Origin of the sequence: Bradyrhizobium sp. CCBAU 51765 (assembly GCF_015291725.1) — a bacterium.
Classification (GTDB): Bacteria; Pseudomonadota; Alphaproteobacteria; order Rhizobiales; family Xanthobacteraceae; genus Bradyrhizobium; species Bradyrhizobium liaoningense.
Genome location: NZ_CP030038.1, coordinates 5256693 through 5279237 on the forward strand (window position 1 = coordinate 5256693; position 22545 = coordinate 5279237).

Annotated in this window: 24 protein-coding genes; 12 read left to right on the plus strand and 12 right to left on the minus strand. The window is 65.6% G+C overall.

The features are described 5' to 3' along the window. The first annotated feature begins 10 nt into the window (after positions 1-10). Positions 11-874, plus strand: coding sequence for an ABC transporter permease (locus XH96_RS25105; protein WP_194388121.1), 864 nt, complete (start codon positions 11-13; stop codon positions 872-874). Next, positions 874-1689: an ABC transporter permease gene (locus tag XH96_RS25110; protein ID WP_194388122.1), complete on the plus strand. Its 816-nt coding sequence runs from the start codon at positions 874-876 to the stop codon at positions 1687-1689. The genes XH96_RS25105 and XH96_RS25110 overlap by 1 nt, the downstream gene beginning before the upstream one ends. Here XH96_RS25110 and XH96_RS25115 read toward each other — a convergent pair whose 3' ends face one another. After that, the gene (locus tag XH96_RS25115) at positions 1690-2025 is read right to left on the minus strand and encodes a hydroxyisourate hydrolase (protein ID WP_194388123.1); all 336 of its coding nucleotides are present in this window, start codon (positions 2023-2025) and stop codon (positions 1690-1692) included. A 23-nt stretch (positions 2026-2048) separates the two neighbouring features. On the opposite strand from XH96_RS25115, the gene XH96_RS25120 reads away from it, so the two are divergent. Further along, on the plus strand, positions 2049-3245 hold the full coding sequence (locus XH96_RS25120; RefSeq protein ID WP_194388124.1) for an MFS transporter: 1197 nt from the start codon (positions 2049-2051) through the stop codon (positions 3243-3245). Further along, on the plus strand, positions 3232-4593 hold the full coding sequence (locus XH96_RS25125) for an amidase (RefSeq protein ID WP_194388125.1): 1362 nt from the start codon (positions 3232-3234) through the stop codon (positions 4591-4593). Before XH96_RS25120 ends, XH96_RS25125 begins: the two co-directional genes overlap by 14 nt. A 129-nt stretch (positions 4594-4722) precedes the next feature. On the opposite strand, the gene XH96_RS25130 is transcribed toward XH96_RS25125, so the two are convergent. Together XH96_RS25130 and XH96_RS25135 are read right to left on the minus strand one after the other, a co-directional pair. Continuing rightward, a complete protein-coding gene (locus tag XH96_RS25130) occupies positions 4723-4977 on the minus strand; it encodes a hypothetical protein (protein WP_194388126.1) in 255 nt (84 codons plus the stop codon). Continuing rightward, entirely contained in the window at positions 4974-5828 is an 855-nt protein-coding gene (locus XH96_RS25135; protein WP_194388127.1) for a helix-turn-helix domain-containing protein, read from the minus strand. Before XH96_RS25135 ends, XH96_RS25130 begins: the two co-directional genes overlap by 4 nt. A 506-nt stretch (positions 5829-6334) precedes the next feature. Here XH96_RS25135 and XH96_RS25140 point away from each other — a divergent pair. The 6 genes from XH96_RS25140 to XH96_RS25165 all read left to right on the plus strand — a co-directional run bounded on the left by XH96_RS25140 (position 6335) and on the right by XH96_RS25165 (position 12886). Then, entirely contained in the window at positions 6335-8158 is a 1824-nt protein-coding gene (locus tag XH96_RS25140) for a PAS domain-containing sensor histidine kinase (RefSeq protein ID WP_246789742.1), read from the plus strand. After that, positions 8155-8826 (plus strand): response regulator transcription factor, encoded by a 672-nt coding sequence (locus tag XH96_RS25145; protein WP_028179426.1) that lies wholly within the window; start codon positions 8155-8157, stop codon positions 8824-8826. The genes XH96_RS25140 and XH96_RS25145 overlap by 4 nt, the downstream gene beginning before the upstream one ends. A gap of 106 nt (positions 8827-8932) precedes the next feature. Beyond that, positions 8933-9310: a response regulator transcription factor gene (locus tag XH96_RS25150; protein WP_194388129.1), complete on the plus strand. Its 378-nt coding sequence runs from the start codon at positions 8933-8935 to the stop codon at positions 9308-9310. A gap of 170 nt (positions 9311-9480) precedes the next feature. After that, positions 9481-11376, plus strand: coding sequence for an FUSC family protein (locus XH96_RS25155; RefSeq protein WP_194388130.1), 1896 nt, complete (start codon positions 9481-9483; stop codon positions 11374-11376). Then, on the plus strand, positions 11373-11576 hold the full coding sequence (locus tag XH96_RS25160) for a DUF1656 domain-containing protein (RefSeq protein ID WP_028179429.1): 204 nt from the start codon (positions 11373-11375) through the stop codon (positions 11574-11576). Before XH96_RS25155 ends, XH96_RS25160 begins: the two co-directional genes overlap by 4 nt. Positions 11577-11587: 11 nt before the next feature. Further along, complete coding sequence (locus XH96_RS25165) at positions 11588-12886, plus strand: HlyD family secretion protein (protein ID WP_194388131.1); 1299 nt, start codon at positions 11588-11590, stop codon at positions 12884-12886. Positions 12887-13264: 378 nt separating this feature from the next. Here the strand turns inward: XH96_RS25165 and XH96_RS25170 are convergent, their stop codons facing one another. From XH96_RS25170 to XH96_RS25210, 9 genes are all read right to left on the minus strand, one after another. Beyond that, positions 13265-14200: an acyltransferase domain-containing protein gene (locus tag XH96_RS25170; protein ID WP_194388132.1), complete on the minus strand. Its 936-nt coding sequence runs from the start codon at positions 14198-14200 to the stop codon at positions 13265-13267. Between the two features lie 9 nt (positions 14201-14209). Then, complete coding sequence (locus XH96_RS25175; RefSeq protein WP_194394252.1) at positions 14210-15160, minus strand: AEC family transporter; 951 nt, start codon at positions 15158-15160, stop codon at positions 14210-14212. Continuing rightward, on the minus strand, positions 15157-16038 hold the full coding sequence (gene mdcB, locus XH96_RS25180) for a triphosphoribosyl-dephospho-CoA synthase MdcB (protein ID WP_194388133.1): 882 nt from the start codon (positions 16036-16038) through the stop codon (positions 15157-15159). The genes XH96_RS25175 and mdcB overlap by 4 nt, the downstream gene beginning before the upstream one ends. Further along, entirely contained in the window at positions 16035-16715 is a 681-nt protein-coding gene (gene mdcG / locus XH96_RS25185) for a malonate decarboxylase holo-[acyl-carrier-protein] synthase (RefSeq protein WP_194388134.1), read from the minus strand. Before mdcG ends, mdcB begins: the two co-directional genes overlap by 4 nt. Further along, the gene (gene mdcE, locus XH96_RS25190; RefSeq protein WP_194388135.1) at positions 16690-17412 is read right to left on the minus strand and encodes a biotin-independent malonate decarboxylase subunit gamma; all 723 of its coding nucleotides are present in this window, start codon (positions 17410-17412) and stop codon (positions 16690-16692) included. The genes mdcG and mdcE overlap by 26 nt, the downstream gene beginning before the upstream one ends. Beyond that, the gene (locus XH96_RS25195) at positions 17399-18337 is read right to left on the minus strand and encodes a biotin-independent malonate decarboxylase subunit beta (protein ID WP_194388136.1); all 939 of its coding nucleotides are present in this window, start codon (positions 18335-18337) and stop codon (positions 17399-17401) included. Before XH96_RS25195 ends, mdcE begins: the two co-directional genes overlap by 14 nt. Next, positions 18334-18651 carry a malonate decarboxylase acyl carrier protein gene (mdcC, locus tag XH96_RS25200; RefSeq protein ID WP_194388137.1) on the minus strand — a complete coding sequence of 106 codons (318 nt, stop codon included), beginning with the start codon at positions 18649-18651 and terminating at the stop codon, positions 18334-18336. The genes XH96_RS25195 and mdcC overlap by 4 nt, the downstream gene beginning before the upstream one ends. A 9-nt stretch (positions 18652-18660) precedes the next feature. Then, a complete protein-coding gene (gene mdcA, locus XH96_RS25205) occupies positions 18661-20307 on the minus strand; it encodes a malonate decarboxylase subunit alpha (RefSeq protein ID WP_194388138.1) in 1647 nt (548 codons plus the stop codon). Positions 20308-20481: 174 nt separating this feature from the next. Beyond that, positions 20482-21267, minus strand: coding sequence for an alpha/beta hydrolase (locus XH96_RS25210; RefSeq protein WP_131869954.1), 786 nt, complete (start codon positions 21265-21267; stop codon positions 20482-20484). A gap of 252 nt (positions 21268-21519) precedes the next feature. Between XH96_RS25210 and XH96_RS25215 the strand changes: the two genes are divergently transcribed. Continuing rightward, on the plus strand, positions 21520-21879 hold the full coding sequence (locus XH96_RS25215; RefSeq protein ID WP_194388139.1) for a hypothetical protein: 360 nt from the start codon (positions 21520-21522) through the stop codon (positions 21877-21879). A gap of 118 nt (positions 21880-21997) precedes the next feature. Beyond that, complete coding sequence (locus XH96_RS25220) at positions 21998-22525, plus strand: hypothetical protein (RefSeq protein WP_194388140.1); 528 nt, start codon at positions 21998-22000, stop codon at positions 22523-22525. Positions 22526-22545: the final 20 nt, after the last annotated feature.

Here is a 22545-nt window from a genome sequence, read left to right on the forward strand (position 1 = left end):
GGTTTGAATCATGGGTGCAGCACCGGCATCACGCGATGTGACGTCCTACGGGATGGGATTGGCAGCGCCGCTGGCGCTGTTCTTCCTCCTCTTCTTCGTCGCGCCGCTGCTGCAACTGTTCTGGCTCTCGCTGCACAACGACACGGCCGGGCTCCACTGGGGGCTCGGCCAGTACCTGCACTTTCTTACCGATCCATTCAGCCTGGGCGTGCTCGGATCGACACTGCTGCTGGGCGCCGAGGTAACTGCCCTCTGTCTCGTGCTCGGCTTTCCCATCGCGTGGCTCTATCAACGAGTCGGACCAAAGCTTCAGACCATCATCATCCTGATCGTGCTGCTGCCGCTTTTGACCAGCGTGGTCGTCCGCACCTTCGCCTGGATCGTCATCCTGGGCCGCCAGGGCATCATCAATGCGACACTGCAATCGCTCGGGATCATCGATACCCCATTAAAACTGCTCTATACGCAGTTCGGCGTGGTGATCGCGCTGGCGCAGGTGCAGATGCCGCTGATGACGCTGCCGCTGATCACCGCGCTCGGCCGCATCGACGCCAATCTCGACGATGCCTCCTGCTCGCTAGGCGCCGGAAGCTGGCGCACCTTCTTCCGTATCGTGCTGCCGCTGTCGCTCCCCGGCGTGATCGCCGGCTGCACGCTGACCTATGCCGCCGCGATCACAGCCTTCATCACCCAGTCACTGGTCGGCGGCGGGCAGATGCTGTTCATGCCGATGTATCTCTACCAGCAGGCCTCCACGCTCCAGAACTGGCCGTTTGCGGCGGCGATCTCGATCATCTTCCTGCTCGCCGTGCTCGCAGTCGTCTCGGTCTTCACCACGCTCGGCCGCCTTTCGCGCGGCTATGGAGGCGCGTGATGAGCGACCGCAGGCGCACCCTGGAAGCCCTGAGCTTCGAGCTGGTCATGACCGTGATCGCGGTGATCGCGCTGATCATCATCATCGCGCCGTCGCTGGTCGTTCTGATCGTCTCCTTCACCAGCGGCTTCTCGCTGCGCTTCCCGCCGCCGGGCTATTCGCTGCGTTGGTACGCAGAATTGTGGAATGCCTGGCAGCTGCATTTCGCGGCGAAGAACAGCATGATCGTGGCGTTGTGGGCGACGGGCCTCTCTGTCGTGCTCGGCGTCGCGGCGGCGCTCGCAATCTCGCGGTCGCGGTCGCTGTCCGCACGACTGCTAGATTCCCTCTTCATGTCGCCGCTGGTCTTGCCGGCGCTCGCCTTCGGCCTTGCCGCCCTGATGCTGTTCTCGCTGGTCGGCCTGCCGGTGTCGCCGCTGACGTTGGTGATCGGACACACCGTGGTCTGCGTCCCCTATGTCGTGCGTAACACGGTTGCGGCCCTCGCCCAGCTCGAGCCGACCCTGCTCGAAAGCTCGGCCGTGCTGGGGGCAAGCCGTCTCTACACGTTCCGCCGCATCGTGCTGCCGCTGATCCGGCCCGGCATCATCGCGGGCGCCTTCATCGCCTTCATGTCGTCCTTCGACAACGTGCCGGTGTCGCTGTTCCTGCGCGATGCCGCGACCGACATGCTGCCGATCCGGATGTGGCAGGATCTCGAAGGCAAGCTCGACGTTACCATCGCCGCGCTCTCCGGCGTGCTGATCATCGCCACCGTCGCGCTGGTCGCGGTCATGGAGCGTGTCACCGGCCTGTCGCGGCGGCTGACCAACTGATCAGGCACCGCGAAACAGCGAGTAGCCCCAGCGCGTGAATTTCAGCGGCAGATGAAAATGCTCGTCAACGTTCTTGATGCGGAACCGGAACGGCGTCACGGTCAGGAAACCGTCGCTGTCGCCAAAGAACTCGCCGAGATGAAACAGCACCTCGTACTCGCCGGCCGTCACGCCAGCGCCTTGCGCGACGGCATGATCGAGCGCGCCGTTGGCGCCGAGCCGCCCATCGGCGATGCGCGCGGAGTCCGGGTCGATCCGCCAGATCTCGACGCGCAGCCCCTGCGCCGGCCGCCCGCTCGCCACATCGACCGCGTGAATGGAAATGCCGCCTGCCACGTTGTTCCTCCCATGAGCAAGCCATGGTAGACGGAAACGCGGCCGTTCGGCCAGCACCCGCATTGCTGCCGGCCCTTGGCGCGATGACCTTGCTGCAGGCCCTCGTTGCGTTTGCCTTGTTCGCGCCTGGCGTGGTCGCGCCGCGCGCCCATATCGAGGTCTGGCAGCTCTCGATGTTCTCCTGCGCTGTGTTCGCCGTTGGCATCCCGGCCTCGTTCTGGGGCAGCGGCTTCATCGCGCGGGCCGGCTCGCTGCGGATCGCGAGCCTGTGCGCGGCGGCCATCGTCGTCGCCATGGCGCTGGCCGCGCTCGGATCGACCGCCGCCCTGCTGGCCGCGGGCATCTGCCTTGGCCTTGCGATGGGGCCCGAGACACCGGCGAGCGCGGCGCTGCTGGCGCGGCTCGTAACCGCCGAGCGGCGCACCTTCGTGTTCTCGGTGCGCCAGACCGGCAACCAGATTGGCGCCGTCTGCGGCTCGCTGGCCCTGCCCGCGATCGCCATCGCGTTCGGGCCGGCCTGGTGCTATGCGGTGGTGGGCCTCTGCGCGCTGCTGGCGATCGTTCTGTTTGAATCGTTGCGACCGGCCTACGCCGTCAAGCTCGTCCCGCCCCCAAAACTCGATCTCCGCGCGCGGCTGGCGCTGATGACAGCGGACCGGCGCATCGCGATGCTGGCGCTGGCCTCGATGCCGTTCAGCGCGATGCAGGTGTCGCTCAACACTGTGTTCGTCATGCTCGGCACCCGCGAACTCGGCCTCAGCCATATCGAGGCCGGCATGGCGCTCGCCTGCGCGCAAGCCGGCGGCCTCGTCGGCCGGCTCAGCTGGGGATTTGTGGCGATGCGACTCGATGCTCCGCGCATGGTGCTCATCGTCATCGGTCTCGGCATGGCCTTCTGCGCCGCGCTGCTCGGCATCGACGGCGGATCGCTCAGTCGCACCTGGCAGTTCGTGATTGCGGCGCTGTTCGGCTTGACAGCGTCGGGCTGGAATGGCGTCTTCATTGCCGAGATCGCCCGCCTCGCCCCTCAAGACCGAATCGGCGAAACCACCGGCGCGGTGCTGACCGCATCCTATGCCGGCCTGCTGGTGGCGCCCGCGCTGGTATCAATCCTTGATGGTGCGGCCGGCCTCGGCGCGGCCTTCTTTGCCTTGGCGTGCCTGGCCCTCTGCGGCACGGTGGCGCTGATCTGGGGAGGCCGTCACAATGCCAGCGCATAGCGCCCGCGAGATCGCGGCCGATGTCGCAGCCGGGCGGACGAGCGCCGTCGAAACCGCAAAGGCCGCGCTCGCGCGGATCGAGGCCGCCAAGGCGTTGAACGCGGTCGTCGCGATCGATCCCGCACGTACGCTGGCCGACGCCGCGATGATCGACGATCGCCAGCGTGCCGGCGAGGCGATGCCGCTCGCCGGCGTCCCCGTCATCGTGAAGGACAACATCTGGGTCGGCGGCTGGCGCGTGACGCAGGGCTCGCGCCTGTTTCGCGATTTCATCGCACCGCACGATGCCATCGCGATCGAGCGCCTGCGCGGGGCCGGAGCGGTCGTCGTCGGCATCGGCGCAACGTCCGAGTTCGCCTGCAAGGGCGTCACCACCTCGCCGCTGCATGGGCCAACGCGGCATCCCCTCGATCCCGCGCTGACGCCCGGCGGCTCATCCGGCGGCCCAGCCGCGGCCGTCGCCGCCGGCCTCGTGCCGCTCGCGATCGGCACCGATGCGGGTGGCTCGAGCCGCAGGCCGCCAGCCCATGTCGGGGTCGCCGGCTTCAAGCCGTCCTATGGCGCGATCCCCTATGGACCAGGTTTCGCCGAGCCCTTCTTTGGCCTCTCCGTCATCGCGCCGATCGCAGCTGATGCGGCCGATATCGCACTGGCGTTCGAAGCCATGGTCGGCGCCGATCCGCGCGATCCGGATTCCTCCGTCGTTGCGCTGCAGGCCGAAGACATCGGCGGCCAGCGCATCGCGTTCTCGCCGCGCCTTGGCCTCGATGTCACGATTGATGACGTCGTCGCGAATGGGCTCGCCTCCGCCATCGACCGCCTTTCCGCGGCAGGTTTGTGCATCACGCAACGCGATCTCGTTTGGCCGACAGGCGCCACGGAAGACGCCATCATGCCGCTTCAGCATGCGGGTCTCGCGGCGCTCTACGGTGATACTTTCCGCAAAGATCCCACCATCTTCGATCCCGACATCGCCAGGCAGATCGAACGAGGTCTCTCCTGGTCGGGCGCCGAGGTTGCCGGAGCGCTGCTCGCGAGCGCCGCGATCTCCAATGCCTTCGCGGCTTTCTTCACCGAATTTGACCTGCTGCTGACGCCGACGGTGCCGTGCGTCGCGTGGCCGCTGACGCAGCTCGGCCCGGACATGATCGGCGGAAAAGCCGTGAGCCCGCGTGCCCACGCGGTGTTCACGCCGTTTATCAATCATGCCCGCCTGCCCGCGATTTCGATTCCGTGCGGAACGGATCGGTGCGGACTTCCATTCGGCCTTCAGGTCATCGCCGCGCGCGGACAAGACCGCTCGCTGCTTAGAGCAGCGCAAGAGATCGAGGCCATATTGCGAGCGTGAATCCTGTCGTCACTGAGCGGCACATCGACCTCGAACACCTGCTCGCCATGCACATCTCGGAGCTCTCGGCCATAATGAGCCCGTCGAGCCGACTGTGAAACCGCTCGCATCAGTCCAATGCCTTCTGTTTCAAGCCTGCGGGACCGCCTCCTCGATCGACCGGTCCATCAATGCATAGTGTGCGATGCCTCCGACAATAGTCCTGCAGAAGTTCAGAGTGAAGCGGCCGTAAAGAGCGCCTAACCCGGATCCCGAGGATGCAAAGCGATAGGAGGCACCGAGGACACGCGCGATCTCGAACAATCCCATGAGCTCGTGGTACGCCAGCGCCGACTGAATGCCGAGCAGCGGCAGCAACAGGGCCTGCATACCGATGCCGTTCATGACGCCCTCGCTTCCAGGCGCGGCAGCGGCAGGAATTGTGCAAGATGAGCACTCCTCCACTGATATGGCGTATTGCCGGCGAAGCGCTTGAACACTGTCGTGAAATGAGCCTGGGTCTGGAACCCGACGGTCAGGGCGATGTCGACGAGCGAGACGTCAGCCTGCTGCAGCAATTCCTGGGCTCGCTCGATCCGCCGCTTCAGCAAATATTCGTGCGGCCGCATGCCGACGGCCGCCCGGAACTGCGCGGCGAAGTGCATCCGGCTCAGGCCGGCAACGGCGGCCAGATGCTGCAAGGTGACCTTCGCCTCCAGATTGTCGTCGATGTATTGCATGACGCGCTTGAGACGCCATTTTTGCAGCGACCGCACCGCCCGGCAGGCGTGCCCTGCGCGGTCACTCTCGGCCGGCTCGGACTGGCCTCGTCCGGCCGTCGTCCCCCCGCTGGCCTTGCGGGTCAGAATGGCCAGGCGCAATGCGTCGACGAGAATGGCGGAATGGGGATTGTGCATGGCTTTGGTGGCCGCGAGGGCATCCGAGAGGCGCCGCATCACCGGGTCCGCGCCCTCCTCCGCACCCGCCTCCAGATCGGACTCCGCGGACGCGTGCGCAAGACGCTTCGCCGACACCCTGAAGCTCGGCCCGCCACTGGCAGATCCCCGCACGTCCGGTGCTGGTGGCTCGATGGCCAGCGCAACATCCAGATGCACGAGAGAGAGCATCACCGCCTCCTCGCCGGAGCGCGACGAACGTTTCGACGACCGCAGCTGCGGACCGTCGATGGGAGAGACGTCCATCGTGGCAGCGACATGATCCTTGGCATTTTGCGAGTATGATATCTGCAGCGACATCGTCGAAGCTCCTTGTCCCAATTCGCACCAGCAATGCCTGGCCGGCTTGTCCGAATGCTATGGGAGCAGAGTAGTTCGGCGATCCGCGCGCTCCATTCTACGCGCGGGTGCATGGATAAGGTCTCGGGTTAACCGCGTCATACGTAGGTATGATCGCGGGCGAGAGAGCGAGCGGAACACTCCGCCCCACGCTCGAGCCCTGAACCTGCCCCTGCCTGCGGCAAGTTGACGCGTCCGCGATCGGCAAAATCACCGATAAGCCTTGTTCCACTTGGGAATTTCCGTGTCGCCCCCTCGCCGCATTGGACTATCCACGAGGTCTTCCAAGAGGGCACGAAAATCAGCTGGCGGGATATTGTGGGCGCGATCAAATCGCGGCATCAACGCGGCTGCAATGAGAAGAAGCCCCACCTGCGACGATGACGAACTTTGATCGGCCCACGGGCTCGTCGATGAGCCGCGCCGGCCTGCGGTTCTGGTCCGCCGTTCTTGCCTTCGCGGTCTTCATGGTCGACGTGCTGACGCCGCTCGAAGGTGCGGTCGCGGTTCTCTACGTCGTTGCGATCCTGCTCGCGGCGAGGACGAACCGGCGCAACGACATCATCGTCGCCGCGATCGGCTGTGCCGCCCTGACGATCACCGCGTATCTGTTATCGCATGATCACGAGCCCATCGGCTCACCGGCCCTTCGCGCCCTGGTGAGCCTGGCGGCCATCGCAATCACCACGCTGCTCGCGCTCCAGAATCATGCCGCAACCAATCGCCTGGCCGCGCAGGCTCGCCTGCTCAACCTCTCGCATGACATGATCTTCGTCCGGGATCGCGCCGGCGTGATCAATTTCTGGAACAAGGCCGCGGAACAGACCTACGGCTGGACCACCGACGAGGCGCTCGGGCAGATCGCCGACAAGCTTCTGCGAACCAGCTATCCCGACCGGAGGGAAGTCATCGAGGCCACCCTGCTCGATACCGGGCGATGGGAAGGCAGGGTTGAGCAGCGCACGAAGGCCGGAGCCATACTCGCAGTCGATGCCCGCTGGGCCCTGCAACACGACCATCTCGGCAAACCCGTCGGAGTGCTCGAAACGCACACCGACGTCACGGACCAGGTGGCGGCGCACAGCGCGCTCGTGCAGAGCGAGCAACGATACCGCCGAATGTTCGACGCAAGCCGGATCGGCGTCGTCGAGGAAGACTGGAGCGGACTCCGGACCGCGCTGCATTCGCTACCGGCCCGAGGGGCGGACCTGCGCGATTATCTGGCACGACATCCCGATTTCGTCCGCCATGCCCGCGGACTTGCCAGAATTACCGACGTCAATCCTGCCCTGCAGAAGATGGCGGGGGCGAGCAGCTCTGCGGCCTTCATCCAGAACGTGGACAAGCTGCTGGGCGAGAACGATCGCAGTTTCCTGGACGCGCTGGTGGCATTCGCGGAAGGCGAGCAGTTCCACGAAGGGGAGAGCGAGCTCGTGCGCCTCGACGGACGCAAGGTCCCCGTGCTGTTCACGATCACCTTTCCGCCTCAATCCGACGAAGATCACAACGTGCTCATCTTCGTCGTCGACATTACCGAGCGCCGGCAGGCGCAGGATGCGCTGCTCGCGGCACAAGCCGAGCTCGCTCATGCCGCACGCGTTGCAACGCTCGGCGAACTCAGCGCGTCAATTGCGCATGAGGTGAACCAGCCGCTGGCGGCGATCGTCACCAGCGGCGAGGCCGGCTTGCGGTGGCTGCGGCGCGACGTCCCCGATCTCAAGGAGGTTACGACGACGATCGGCCATGTCGTCGCTCAGGGCCGCCGTGCCAGCGAGATCGTGACCCGCATCCGCACGTTCCTGAAGAAGGCCCCGCCCCAGCGGGATATGCTGCAAATCGGCGAGATCATCGAGGAGGCGACCGCACTGGTCGCGCGCGAACTTGCCAAGGACCAGGTCACCCTCACCGTCGAGTCGCAGCACGATCTGCCACCGATACGTGGCGACCGGGTCCAGCTGCAACAGGTCCTGGTCAACCTTCTGATCAATGCCGGCCAGGCCATGTCAGGCCAGCCCGGTTCCCGCACCATCACGCTGCGCGCCGGCAGCGAGGACAGCGAAACCCTCGCCATCATGGTACAGGATAGCGGCCCGGGCATCCAACCCGAGGACCTGCCGCGCCTGTTTGATCCGTTCTTCACGACGAAGGATGGCGGAATGGGCATGGGGCTTGCGATCTGCCGAACCACGGTGGAAGCTCACGGCGGCCGGTTGTCGGTGGCGAGCACTCCGGGCTCGGGAACGACGTTCCACCTGACATTGCCATTTAGCCAAGAACAACCCTTGCCATGACCCGTCCCAACCAGGCGCAGCCGCCCGCCCAACCCTCCAGTGCATTGGTGATCGTCGTCGACGACGACGAAGGCATCCGCGCCTCGCTCGACAGCCTGTTCCGATCCGTCGGCCTGCAGACGCGCCTGTACGGCTCGCCCGCCGAATTGCTTGCCGGCTCGCTGCCCGACGGTCCCGGCTGCATCGTGCTGGACGTCCGCCTTCCGGGCGTGAGCGGGCTTGATCTGCAGAGCCAGTTCGTCCGGCAGGGCATCAGCTATCCGATCATCTTCATGACCGGCCACGGGGACATTCCGATGTCGGTGCGTGCCATGAAGGCCGGCGCCGTCGACTTTCTTTCCAAGCCGTTTCGCGACCAGGACATGCTGGATGCCGTGACCGCGGCGCTCGAGCGCGATGCGCAGCACCGTGCCGAAGCCGCGGCCAAGGAGGACATCCGCGCCCAGTACGAGACCCTGACGGCGCGCGAACGCGAGGTGATGGGCCATGTCACCGCCGGCCTGATGAACAAGCAGGTGGCGGCCCTGATCGGCCTCAGCGAGATCACGGTCAAAATCCACCGCGGGAACGTCATGCGCAAGATGGGGGTTAGGTCATTGGCCGACCTCGTTCGCAAGGCCGAGGCGCTCGGAGTTTCCCAAACCCGCAGGACTACGGACCAAACCTGAGTATAATTTCGGCGGTCCGGGGCCCGGGTGCATAAGGCGTCATCGGCCGCGCAACGGGAGATATCCTCCTTGCCTTGCGGAACACCGCGGTCAGGATTGAGCGCAAATGGCCAAGACTCCTGTGATTGCGATTGTGGACGACGATGAAGGGGTTCGCGCTTCGCTCGCGAGCCTGGTGCGTTCGCTCGGCTACGAGGCCGATGCCTACGAGTCCGGCCTGGACTTCCTGCGGCATGCGCCGGGAGACGATCCGGCATGCATGATCGCCGACGTGCAGATGCCGGTCATCACGGGCGATGAGTTGCAGGCCCAATTGATCGCCGCCGGCCGCCGCTTCCCGATCATCTTCATGACGGCATTTCCAAGCGAATCCGTGCGCCAGCGCGTCATGGCCGCAGGCGCGCATTGCTTTCTCGGCAAGCCCTCCAGCGGCGATGAGATCATCCGCTGCCTCGAAGAGGCGCTGGCAGGCCACGCGCCGTAGCCCGTCTATTCGTCCCTCGCGCAACGGCCCTCCTCCCCAACCAGACGTGCATTCCTGCAACCGGGTTGGTGGACCGGAAATACCGGCGGGAGCTGCAAACCTCATAATCGTCATCGACTTTTTCGATTTCGGCCGGGCGGCACGCTCTGCCGAAAAACGGATGAGGCACGATGCCCGTGAACGCCGCCAGTGCTGCCGCGCCGTCCCCGTTGGTCTTCGCCGGCTTCCCGGCGAGTTCCTGGGCCTTCGCGCTGCGGGTATGGCTGGCGACGATGCTCGCACTCTATGCGAGCTTCTGGCTCGAACTCGAATCCCCCTCGTCGGCGGCCTTGACCGTGGCGATCCTGGCTTTGCCGACACGCGGTCAGGGCATGGAAAAAGCCGGTTACCGGCTGCTCGCGACGGCGATTGGGGTCATGGCATCGATTGCGATCGCCGGCGTGTTTTCTCAGACCGACGGCCTCCTGCTCGCCGTGCTCGGCATCTGGGTCGGGCTCTGCGTCTATGTCGCCGCCATGCTGGACGGCAATCGTGCCTATGCGGCGGCGCTCGGCTGCATCACCGTCGCCCTGATCGCCATCCAGCAGATCGACACGCCGCTCCAGGTGTTTCCGACCGGCATCGCGCGCGGTGCCGCCATCGGCATCGGGGTGCTTGCGGTGGCGCTGGTCAACGAGGTGCTGGCCGCGCCGGACTATCATCCGGTACTGGCAGGCCGCATCGAGGCGCTGTACGACCGGGTCAAGGCCCTCACGCACGGTACCGACCGTGACTCCGCGGTGGCTGCAGCGAGCCTGTTGCACGACATCGCTGCGATACGTCCGGAGATCGCCAGCCTTACCACGGAATCGAGCATCGGCACGGCACGGACCGCGGCCGCGCGTTCCGCGCTGGTCGACCTCGTCAGCGTCCTCTCCCTTGGGCGCATGCTCGCGGCGCTCCCGGTCACGTCCGCCCCGGCGCAGAGTGCGAACGGCCCAGGCCAGAAGGCGGCCGGGCTGACGGCCATTTCCCGATCCTGGCTCCGCAGCGAGATCAGCCATAAGCTTGCCCAGGCCCGCAGCAGCCTCGATGCGCTGCACCAAGGGGTAAGTCCGTATCATGCATGGCGCGCGCCGCTCTACCGCTCGCGCCGCATCGCGGCGGAAACCGGCGCAAGGGCCGCAATCTCGTTCGCGCTGATCGGGCTCTTCTTCGTGTTGACAGGATGGCCGACCACCGAGCTCTGCCTCTCGCTCGTCGCGGTGATCCTCGGCCTCGGCTCGACGGCGCCCGCGCCACGCACCTTCACGATGGTGACGGTGATGGCGATGCCGATCGCCTGCGCGCTGGCCGGCATCCTGAAATATTTCGTCTTCAACGGCGTGTCCGAATTTCAACTGCTGGCGATCGGTCTCGCGCCTGTCGTCATCGGCTTCGCGCTGCTGATCTCGTCGCCGAACCCGCTGCTGTCTTCCCTCGGCCGGCTCACGCTGGTGTTCACGATCGCCGTCCTCGCACCGACCAACCCGCAGAACTACGACCCCGAGGTGTTTCTCGTGACGAGCTTCTTTGCCTGCCTGTCGTCCGTGCTCGTGCTCGCAGCGCAGACGCTGCTGCCTCCATTGTCGGGCGACCAGCGAGTTCGTCTGCTGTTGCGAGAGGCCACGGGCCAGCTGGGCCCCCTCGACCGCTGGCGAGTTCGAGACCTCGCGCCAGAAGAAGCCGCGTTTCGCGACGCGGGGCGAGTTGAACAGATTTTGAGCGCAAACGGCGCCTCGGCTCTCAATGGTCAGATCGCGGCGAAGGCAATGCGCTGTTTCGACCAGGCTGAGAGCTTGCGACGCTGCCGCGCCGAACTGGAGCGGCTGACCCAAGGTCCGCTCGCCCGGGTAGTGCAGGACGCACGAGACGCCCTCGCCCAGCGCAACGGTGCCGCCATCCTCGGCGCTGCCGGGGCGCTGAGCAAGGCGGCATCGCAAAACAACCTGTCCGCGAATTCGGCCATCGCCGTGCTGGTTCCGGCAGCCGCCATATTTGCACCATCGCAGCCTCCAACAGGCCCCAGCCAAGGCAAGCAGCCATGACAAACACATATCGGGAGCTCGTCATCGGTGGCGTGCTCATTGCTCCCATCGTCTCCTATGCCGCAATCGCGCTGCTTGCGTTCCTGATGCTTCGCCCGCTGCTGCGCTTCGTCGGCTTCGCGAGAGTCTTCAGCAACCCGTCGCTGGCCGAACTTTGCCTCTACGTGGCGATGTTCGGCACGCTCGCGCTTTTCTTCTAGGGAGAAGTGCCATGGAAGCCACCCTGCCTCGGGACGTCACCCCGCTTCATGGCGAGCCCCGAGCCGAAGCACCGGTCGATGCCGCAGACCCCGTGGACGGTTCAAACGCGCCGCAGACCGTGGCACGCGACACCAGCGATCGGGCACCGGACAGCATCAGACCCTCCGCATGGGCAACGCCCGCCACGAGGCCACTGCGCCAAGCGGTCGGCCGCTTCATGCGCGGTGCCGGCAGGCACCTTGCAACTGTCGGCATCGCACTGGTTGCTATTCTCATAGCGGCTTCAACCTGGCAGCACTACGTTACCGCGCCCTGGACGCGGAACGGCACCGTCCGCGTCCAGGTCGCCAACGTGGCGCCGCAAGTGGCGGGCAAGATCGTGGAGCTTCGGGTGGCCGACAACCAGTTCGTCCACAAGGGCGATGTCCTCTACGTGATCGATCCGTTCGACTTCGAGGTGGCCGTTCGGGTCGGCAAGGCTCTGGTCGACCAGCGGGCGGCGGACCTCGTGGTGAAGCAGGCTGAGTTCGACCGCCGGCAGCACCTGTCCGATCTTGCGACGACGCCTGAAGAACAGCAAATCTATGCAGGCAACGCGGCGCAGGCGAAGGCTGCCTACGAGGCGGCGGCGCACCAGCTCGCACAGGCGGAGCTGAACCTGAAGCGCACGAGCGTGGTCAGTCCCGTCGATGGTTACGTCACCAACCTGCTGTTGCGCGCGGGAGACTATGCCGTCACCGGCGTCAGCAACGTTTCCGTGATCGATTCCAACAGTTTCTGGATCGACGGCTATTTCGAGGAAACTAAGATGGCGCGGGTTTGCATCGGCGATCGCGCCGAAGCCCAACTGATCGGCTATCCCAAGCCGATATTGGGACATGTGAAGACCGTGACGCGCGGCGTCAGCGTGTCGAACGCCGCCGTGGGCACACAGGGCCTGCCCAACGTGGACCCGATCTACACCTGGGTGCGGCTCGCGCAGCGCGTACCGGTTCGCCTCGCCATCGACACCGTGCCACCCGATGTGCCGCTCGTCTCCGGCATGACAGCGACGGTGACGATCCGGCAGCCCTCCGCGAGCGAGGGCCAAACCTGGCTCGACCGGTTCCGCGCGAACTTCGTCGATCCCGTCTCCGATCTGTTCGGCGCAGGCCGCCCGCCTCGTCCGGACTGCCTGCAGGCGACATCGCAGCAACGCCCCGAGGTGGACGTCCTTCCCTATGCGCGCGAGCCCGCGGCGGTTCCCCCGGCAGAGAAGATCGCACCCGGCCTGACGCCCGGCATCGACGCCTCGCCACGCCTGCCCTGAAGCAGTCCATGACGCCTGAGCTGGACGAGACGCCACCAAGTGTCTCGCCCCCTCCCGCACGCACCAGCGCAGCAGCCAGCACGCTAGTTCGTGCGGCGACCTGACCTCGACACCGCAAAGGCCCGGTCTCACGTGCTGCGTAAGGGCCTCTCGTGGATCATGCGAAATGAGAAACGGCGGGGGTTCTTGAAATACTCCGGCTACGGGATCGGCGATGGTGTGCGTGTTAAGTGACTGAGACCCCCAAGTCACGGCTCGAGCCTCCCTCCTCCCTAGGCATCCGAGCATTTTTAGGGGCCGTCCTCCCCAAGGGACGGCCCCCTTTTTTTCGACAGCACAATGCGCGATCGAGGGCATCGCGTTCGGGATTTGCCCGCGCTAGAGGTCGACGTGACGCGTGAGCCAGGTGCGGACGCCCTGAAGGCTCCTGAAATCATCCAGCGCGTGCGCCGGAACTCCGGGTGCGGCTTCCGCGGCCATGCCGCTCAGCGCGTGTCCCGGCCCGAGCTCGAGAAACCCTGTCGCGCCCGCTTCGACACAGGCTTGCAGGCAATCGGCCCATCGCACGGTTTGCGAGATCTGCGCGGCGAGTTTGTCGAGACCCGTCTCGGTGGAGACGACCGGAGCGGCATCGATTCCGCTCAGAATGCGCGCACCGGTCCGCGGCGGGAATATCACCGATGCCTCGCGCAAGGTCTGACGAAAGACGGCAGACGCCGCGGCGAGGCGTTCGGTGTGGGAGGCGACCTCGACCGGCAACGCAACGATCCTTGCGTGCATTGCCCGCGCGTCTCGGGCAAACTCGCTTAGCGCCTCACGACCGCCGCCGATGACAAAGGCATCACCCGGATTGACGATGGCGACCGCCGTGCCGTGACGCTCGCAAAGGCGATCGACCTCGTCCCGGGAAGGACCGCGGACGAAGATCAGTCCGTCACCGGCGCGCGTGGCCGCATCCATCGCCTCCGCGCGGCGCGCCACCAGATCGAGCGTTGCGGTCGAGTCAAACAGGCCACCGACACCCCAGGCCGCGACCTCGCCGACACTGTAGCCGGCAATGATGGCGCCAGGTGGAATGGCATCTCCGAGCGCGGCCGCGGCGGCGAGGGCCTGCAAGGTGCACAGAACCTGGCCAGCACGATTGCGATGCAGGGCATCGTCGGATTCGGCGCGCACGAAATCGCGCGGATCTCTGCCGCCCAGCAATGTCGCCGCATGCGCGAACAGGGGCGCGGCCTCCGGCGCATCGCCCGTGAGGGCGAACATGTCGCGATGCTGCCCGCCCTGCCCCGAACAAAGGATTGCCAATGTCATGGTCGCGCCCTAATGCGGAAACAGCAGCGCAATCACAATCGCCAGCGTCGGGACGCTGAATGCGGTGCTGGCGATAACCATGGACCCCACCCTCGCGGAATCCAGCCGGTAGTTGACCGCGAACAAAATCCCGAAGAAACCCGAGGGAACGGCGGCGAGCAGAATGGCCGTCTTCGCTGCATCCTGCGCGATCGGAAGGACGAGAATGACCGCGACAGCCAACAACGGGCGGACGATGTCCGAGGCCACCGTTGCAGCGCTGATCTTCCAATCCAGCCGGAACGATTGCGCCGACAGAATGGCTCCGGTGAGGAACAGGGCGACGCCGGCAGCCGAGCTTCCGATCAGGGCGAGGCTCGCATGAGCCAGCGCGCCGAGGCTCACATCCGACAACGAGAACACGATGCCGAGCGCGGGCGCCAGCACCACCGGTTTGGTGATCGCACGGCGGACCGCCATCAAGATCTGCCGCGCCGCCATCTCTTCGCCACGAGCCTTGGCGGCCCCCATTTCCGTTACGATCAGGGTCAATGGGCTGATGAGGATCGAGCCCGCCGCCAATGCGACGGCAACCGGAACAGCGCCGGTTGGACCCACGATTGAGGTCATGATCGGAAGACCCACCCCGGCGAGATTCGGGAAGCCGATCGTCAACGCCTGCAGGGACGCCTCGGACTGGGAAAGCTTGGAGAACCGGCGTGCGGCAAAATACCAGGCAAGATAGAGCAGCAGCATCGTGACGCCGAGCACCAGGAAGAGCGGGACCTGGTCGATCATCTCACGGCGCGACGCTGAGGCAGTCGCGGCGAACAGTGAAGCGGGCAATGCAAAATCCATCACGAGCGCGTTGAGAGCGTCGACATGGAGATTGTCGACGACATGAAGTTTGCCGGCGGCGTATCCCAACAAGAGAACGAAGAAGATCGGCACGAGCGCCATCAGGATTGCATTTGACATCATCGGCATGGGCTCTCATGGGCATCGACAAAGAGCGTCATCGCAAGCAGATCGGCCGATCCACCCGGGCTGAGACGACGGGCGACGAAGCTGTCATGGATCGATTGCGCCCGCGTACGCCAACCGGGCACGCTGACGCCGCCGGCATCGATGAAGCAGCGCGCCGCATCATGCGCAAAGCGAAGGCCGTCGAACCCACCGCGATGCAGGAGGTTGGTGTCCTCGACCGAGGCGATCAGGGCAAAGCATGCCTCGACCCGGGCGGCTTCGGCATTTTCCGGCACGGCATGCGCCACCCTGCGCAGCGCCGGCAATCCGATCCGGTAGACGCTGGGAAATCCGGTCGCGGCCTCGGTACGCGCACCGCCGGCGCGAAAACGGCGTCGGGCCGCACTGCCGTGGCTATGCAACAGCACCGGACCGTCGAGAATGCCGCCGCCCCACAGGCGCCTCACGACCTCGCCAAGCGAAAGCTCGGGATCGACCAACCCGCCGGCCCTCGCACCGGCCGCCGCGCACAACAGGCCGAGCCCGAAGATCGCGCCGCGATGCGTGTTGACGCCAGAGGTCGCTGCAAACATCGCGTGCTCGGCCTCGAGGCCGATGATTCGCAGCCGCCCCATGCCGCAGCCGCGCGCGCCTGAATCGGCCAGGTGCTGAAGATGGGGCTCGATCGCCGCGGCGCTGCGACGGAACGTGCCGGCATCCATATCATCGTGACTGCCATTGTCGATATGACTCACGAGCCCGGGCTTCGGCCAGGTTTCCAGCTCCCCGACGAGGCAGCGGGTGGCGATGGCGCCGATGCCGGAAACGTCGGGCGAGATGCGCGGCCGACGCTGAACCGACCTTTCCAGACCTCGCATGGCCGCGGTGATCATGATCCCCTCGCTCCGGAAATGAATCGATTCCTGCCGAGCAGGATCACGCTCTCGATGCTCTTCACCAGAAGCTCGCTCCCGCCGCCGTGGAGCTCGCGCCAGTTCACGGCAGCACCATCCGCGCGCATCAGCTCGCCATCGATCCGCATCGGCGCTTCGTTCTCGATCGCAGCCACATCGGCAACGAAACGATCGATGTCGGTCTCACCGCGAAACTCGAACAGCACATCGAGGTCCGATCGGTCCGTCACGTAGTCGAGCCCGGTCAGCGATTGCCAGGCCAGGCTGCCGAAGACGCGCGCGTCCACCGAGTGACGAAGCTCCAACCGGTCGAGCCGGTCGAGCGTCGGCCACCAGTTGCGCGGCGCGTAAGCGCGCGCCTGCCGCAGCGACGGCGGCCTCGCCACCGAGACGACGTGGTTGATATCAACCAGGAGGGAGATCCGCCTCTTGCCGGCCGAGGGCGGCAATGGCAGGCCCAGGGCAAGACCGGCTTCCTCGCATGGCAGAGCGCGCCGCCTGATCGCCGGCCAGCCCATTTTGGACCACCGTGCAACCAACGCATCGGAAGCGAGATCGCCTCGCTCTTCCAGCATCGCGCGCCATCCCGCCGGGCTGACGAAGACGAGGTCATGACGACCTGGTGAACGCTCACCGTGCTTGCAGGGCCAGGTCACGAACCCGCTCCGCAATATCAGCAGCCTTCAGCCGGCCACCACGCGCCTTACCAAGGGTATCCCGCTGGTCTCGCGCGGCCGGCATGTCGGCCAGCAGCACCTCCAATTGATCGGCGAGCGAGGCGTCATTGCTCCATGTCATGTGAACCGCGCCCATCTGCACGAGATTGGACAGCCCCGGCGCGAACACCGGCGTCGACTTCGCCTTCTTTTCGAGCGCTTCCATCGACAGCTTGGTGACCTTCGCCATCGACGGCAGATCCATCACTGCAGGGTGTGCACCGGGCAATCCGATCAGCACGCGGGTTGCAAGTCCCGTCGCGAGCAGAGCGCCCGCCGCCGAGTGACCGTAGAGCAGGCCGATGGTCGGGCGGCCGTTCATGTCCGCGTGGATCAACACTTTCGCCAGATGCGCGAGGAATTCGTTCAGCCCGAGCAACTCGTCGCGCTTGCTCATGCGCTGGCTGTCGCTATCGACGAGCACCAGGATCGGGCCGGAGTCCCGGCCGATCGACGCCAGGACATGGCCGGACAATCTGATCGCCTCGTCGACGCCCAGTGCGGTTCGATCCGCGACACCGAGGACGAGCATTTTGTCGCCACGTCGCAGCGTCGCCGAGCCGAGAAGGACGCCTTTGTCGTTCCTGATCTCATGGCCCTTTGGGAAGAGCGAGGCGAGAATGTCATCGAGCGTCACGGCTGGTCCTCCCGATCCTGTTGGCGAGCGTAATGAATTGATCGGCCGGCAACTCCGGAACCGTTTCGGCATGCGCGATGCCCTGCGCCGTCCAGATGTCGACGGCATCCAGGCAGGCGCCGTAGCGACTTAGCCGGTCGGCAAGCCGCTCCTGCTCCGCCTTCAAGCTGTCGAGGGCGAAAGGTCCAATCAGGCCCAGCAGTTCCAGCGCGGCCTCGCGGAAATCCTGCACGTTGTCATCGGCAAAGACGTCGGCGGCGCCGAGCAGCCGGCGATGCTTGCCGCCCATGGTGCGCCAGACCAGCGCGCGGTCGCGGGAGTCGAACTCCTCGACGCCGCGATTGGTCTCGATGACCTCGGGGCCGGACACCGCAATGCGCCCAGGTTCAGACACGGCGAGCGCCGAGCAGCAGCCTGCGATCAACCCACCGCCGCCGTAGCATCCGGACCGGCCGCCGATCAGGCCGACCACCTTCACACCGGCGCTGCGCGCCTCCATCACCGCCCGCATGATCTCGGCGATGGCAAGCTCGCCCGCATTGGCTTCCTGCAGCCGGACGCCGCCGGTGTCGAACAGGATCAGGACGGGCATCGATGCGATCTGGCGCGCCGCGCGGAGCAACCCGATCAGCTTGGCGCCATGCACCTCGCCGAAGGCGCCGCCCATGAAACGGCCCTCCTGTGCGGCGACGAACACCGGCGCGTCATCGAGGCGGCCATGGCCGACGACGAGGCCGTCGTCGAACTGCTCGGGCAGATCAAAAATCTTCAGATGCGGACTGACCTCGCGCTGCTCCGGACCGATGAACTCGACGAAGCTGCCGGCGTCGAGCAGCAACTCCAGCCGCGTGCGGGCCGACGCTTCGTAGAAGCTGGTGCTGCGGGCGCGCTCGGCCGGTGTGACGTCCTTGAGTGGCGTGGTCATTGGCCGTTCTCCGTGATCAATCGCACTGCCTGCGCCAACCGAAGCGAGACCGTATCGGGGCGCGCGCCGCCGTCATTGATCGAGAATCTCAGCCCGCCGGGCGAGTAGCGCTCGACGAAATCGCCGATTACGGCGGTCCAGACCTCGCCGAAGCCAACCGCCGCGGTCCTGATCTCGATGGTGCATTCCGCATCCGGGAGGACGCGCTCCACCAGCACCTCCAGATTGCCCGAGGCGACAACGCCGACGATCGCGCTCTGCCTGGCGCCACCGGCTCGGGTGCGAACGCTGTGCTCAAACCTAAGATCTTCCATGGCCCGTCCTCACCAGTTCCTGAACTTCGATGGCGGCGCGTAGAGTCCGCCGGACCAGCGCACGAGATCCTTGATCGAGCGCGCCGCGAGCAGGCTGCGATCCGCATCGAGCGGATTGATGCCGAGGTCCTCGGGCCGGCGGATCACCCCGCGTTTGCGCAAGTGCGCGACCATGCCGTGATCCCGCCGACGGCCGACATCGGTGTAGCCGGCGACGCCGCGGATGGCCTGCTCACGCTCCTGCGCGGTACGGCAAAGCAGCAGATTGGCGACGCCCTCCTCGGTGACGATGTGCGTGACGTCGTCGCCATAGATCATGACCGGCGCGAGCTCGAGCTCCAGCTTCTCCGCGAGCTCGATGGCATCGAGCTTCTCGACGAACAGCGGCACGTTCTTGTCGCCGAACGTCTCGCCGATCTGCACCACCAGCTTGCGGCCGCGGCGCATCAGGGGAGAGCCGTCGGGGTCGGACTCCGCCCCGGCCTTCAGCCACGGCTCGCTCGGATGACGCCGGCCGCGCGCATCTGCTCCCATGTTCGGCGCGCCGCCGAACCCGGCGATGCGGGAGGTGGTGATGGTCGACGAATTTCCCTGCAGATCGATCTGCAACGTCGAACCGATGAACATGTCGCAGGCATAGAGCCCGGCGGTCTGGCAAAAGGCGCGGTTCGAGCGCAGCGAGCCGTCGGGGCCGGTGAAGTAGACGTCGGATCTGGCGCGGATGTAGTCGTCCATGCCGACTTCCGAACCGAACGAGTGGATTTGCCGGACCCAGCCGGATTCGATCGCGGGAATGAGTGCGGGATGCGGGTTCAGAGCAAAATGGGTTGCGATCTTGCCCTTGAGGCCGAGCCGCTCGCCGAAGGTCGGCAGCAGGAGCTCGATCGCGGCCGTGCTGAAGCCGATGCCGTGATTGAGCCGCTGCACGCCATAGGGAGCATAGATGCCCTTGATCGCGAGCATCGCGGTCAGGATCTGTCCCTCGGTGATCGCGGCCGGATCGCGCGTGAACAGCGGCTCGACGAAGAACGGCTTGTCGGACTTGACGACGAAGTGGACGCGATCCGCCGGGATGTCGACCCGCGGAACCTGCTCGACGATCTCGTTGACCTGGGCGATCACGATGCCGTCCTTGAAGGCCGTTGCCTCCACCACGGTCGGCGTGTCCTCGGTGTTCGGACCGGTGTAGAGATTTCCGTCATGGTCGGCGCTGACGGCAGCGATCAGCGCGACGTGCGGCGTCAAGTCGATGAAGTAGCGTGCGAACAGTTCGAGATAGGTGTGGACCGCGCCCAGCTCGATCTTGCCGCCGAACAGCATGCGCGCGATGCGGGCCGATTGCGGCCCGGAATAGGCATAGTCCAGCCGCTTCGCGACGCCGCGGTCGAACAGATCCAGATGTTCCGGAAGCACGACGCCCGACTGCACCATGTGCAGGTCGTTGACCCTGGAGAGATCGACCGCGAGCAGCGCGCGACTGAGTAGATCGGCCTGCTTCTGGTTGTCGCCTTCCAGGCAGATCCGATCGCCCGGCCGGATCACAGCCTCGAGCAGGCGCGTGGCATTGCCCGCTTCGACGACTTTGCCGCGGGCAAGTGCGGCACCTCCAGCGATGCGGGCATCACGCGCGGCGCGGTTGTTCTGCCAGCTCGTCATGGCCTTTGCTCCTTGACGCGCGTCAGGCCACGAAGCGGTCCTCGACTTGCGCTGGTCTTCTCGATCATACTCATGGAATTCTCCGGGGGGTGGGCAGTCAGACCGGCGGGAGTGCTGCCTCTCCCGCCGGCCCTCCGTTCACCGGCCGTGCGTCAGGACCGGCAAAATGCGGCGTCAGCGGGTGACCGGTTGATCGATGCTGCGCGCTGCGCGCGTGATGACAGCCGCCACTTCCTTGGGATGCGACTCGTAGACCGAGTGGCTCGCGCCCGGAATCACCGTGGTGTGGCTCTTGGCACGCTCGTAGTACCAGCGCTCCAGATCGGGATTGATGATCTGGTCGCCGCCGGCAACGATGCCCCAGCTCGGCTTGGTCTTCCACGCAGCCGCCGTCAGTGGGGTGCTGAACACCTGTGCCGCGGCCAGGACCTGGGAGCGTGCCACGAACTCGGCGCGCTCACGCGGCAGATCGGGCGCGAACAGTTTCGGGAATTGCACGGGATCGAGATAGGTGAACTTGTCCGGCGTGACCTTGATGACGCCCTCGGTCTTTCCAAGCACGCTCGGTGTCTTCTTGCCGAGCGCCGATTCATCCTCGCCGACGTCGGGGGCGTGCGCGGCGACGTAGACGAGACCGGCGACTTTGGGATGGACGCCGGCCTCGGTGATGATCGACCCGCCATAGCTGTGGCCGACGAGGAGTGTCGGACCATCCTGGAGATCGAGAATTCGCTTCGCTGCCGTGACATCGTCGGCGAACGACGTTTCCGGCTCCTGCACCATGGTCACGCGGAAGCCTTCCTTGCTCAGGATTTCGTAGACCGGCTTCCAGCCGGACGCATCCACCCAGGCGCCGTGGACCAGGACGATGTTCTTAACGGGTTCCGCACGCGCCGGGGCGACGCTCGCGAACAGGGAAAGAGCTGCAGCAAAGGCGAGACCTGCATTGAGGTGTTTCATGTCGGGATCACTCCGGTTGGAACGGTGCGACACTACGTTGGCCACTTGCCTCCGTATTTCGGCAAACAACGGCCCTTACCACTTCGCACGCCGGGAATTATCGGCCGCAGCTCTGATCCAGCTCATGCTCCGGTTTCTCTGATGGCACGATCTCGTGCGCATGCAAAGCAGCCGACGTTCGCAAGCGAAAGACGGCGCGTATCGGTCCTGTCATTCAAGACAGACGTTCGCTAACGACACGAAGGATCGACAATGACATCGAATTCACTCATCCGGATTGCAGCTGCCACTATAATCCTCCTGCAGGCGGCATCCCCGGCTCGTGCTGCGTCCTGCGAGGATTCGATCGGGCGTGTCCAGGCACAGCTGGACGCCGCGATCGAGAAGAATGCCGGCGCACATGGCTGGAGCCCGGAAAGCCTCGATGCACTGCGCGGTTATCAGCCCACGCCGCGATCGCTGGCGCAAGCGGAAGGCGCGAGCGGAGTGTACCTTCGGCTCGCGCTCGATGCCCTCGACCGCGCGCGCGCCGCGGACAGCTCCGGCTACATCGCCACGTGCCGCCGGGAGCTGTCCGAGGCAAAGCGACTGCTTCGGAAGGGCCCCCAATGATCCCGGGGGTGGTTGGCTTTCGATCGTGCGGCCAGACAGCGGGACGTGCATTCAGGGAATACCGGCACGCCGGCCGCTCCCTATCGTTCCTCACACATGAAAGAATCCGGAGCAGCCCATGCGAGAACAGCTCTCACTGAACAGGTTCGGATGCCGCCGATCTGCATCGATGCATCTGGGCGTGGCGCTCGCAACCAGCCTGATTTGGCTGATCCCGGCCGCGGCGACTGCGCAGATGACGCTGCCGACGACGCTGCCTCCTGTCGGCATGTCTGCAACCTCGCCGCTCAACCTGGGCGCCACACGGCCAGTAGGCATTCCACTAGGCTCGACCGAAATCGCCACCCCTGGCGTATCCCCGATCAATCCTTCGCAAGCAATGACGAACTGCCCCCCATCAGGGAATACCGGATCGTCGGGAGCCTTGTTTGACGGCGGCGGACTCTCCGGAAGCTCGTCACTCGGCTGCCCCGACGGCACGACGACCCAAGCGGCCTTGCCACCCTCGACATCGACGGTCGGACGCGTCGGGATTCCGCTCGGATCCACCGAGCTCGGCGGCGCCGGAATCAGTCCGTCCCTGCCGGTGCCCGGCCCCGTGCCCATGGGCAACACGAATTCAATCAACGGTTCCGGCAATCCCTGAGATCAAGAAGGACCATCACC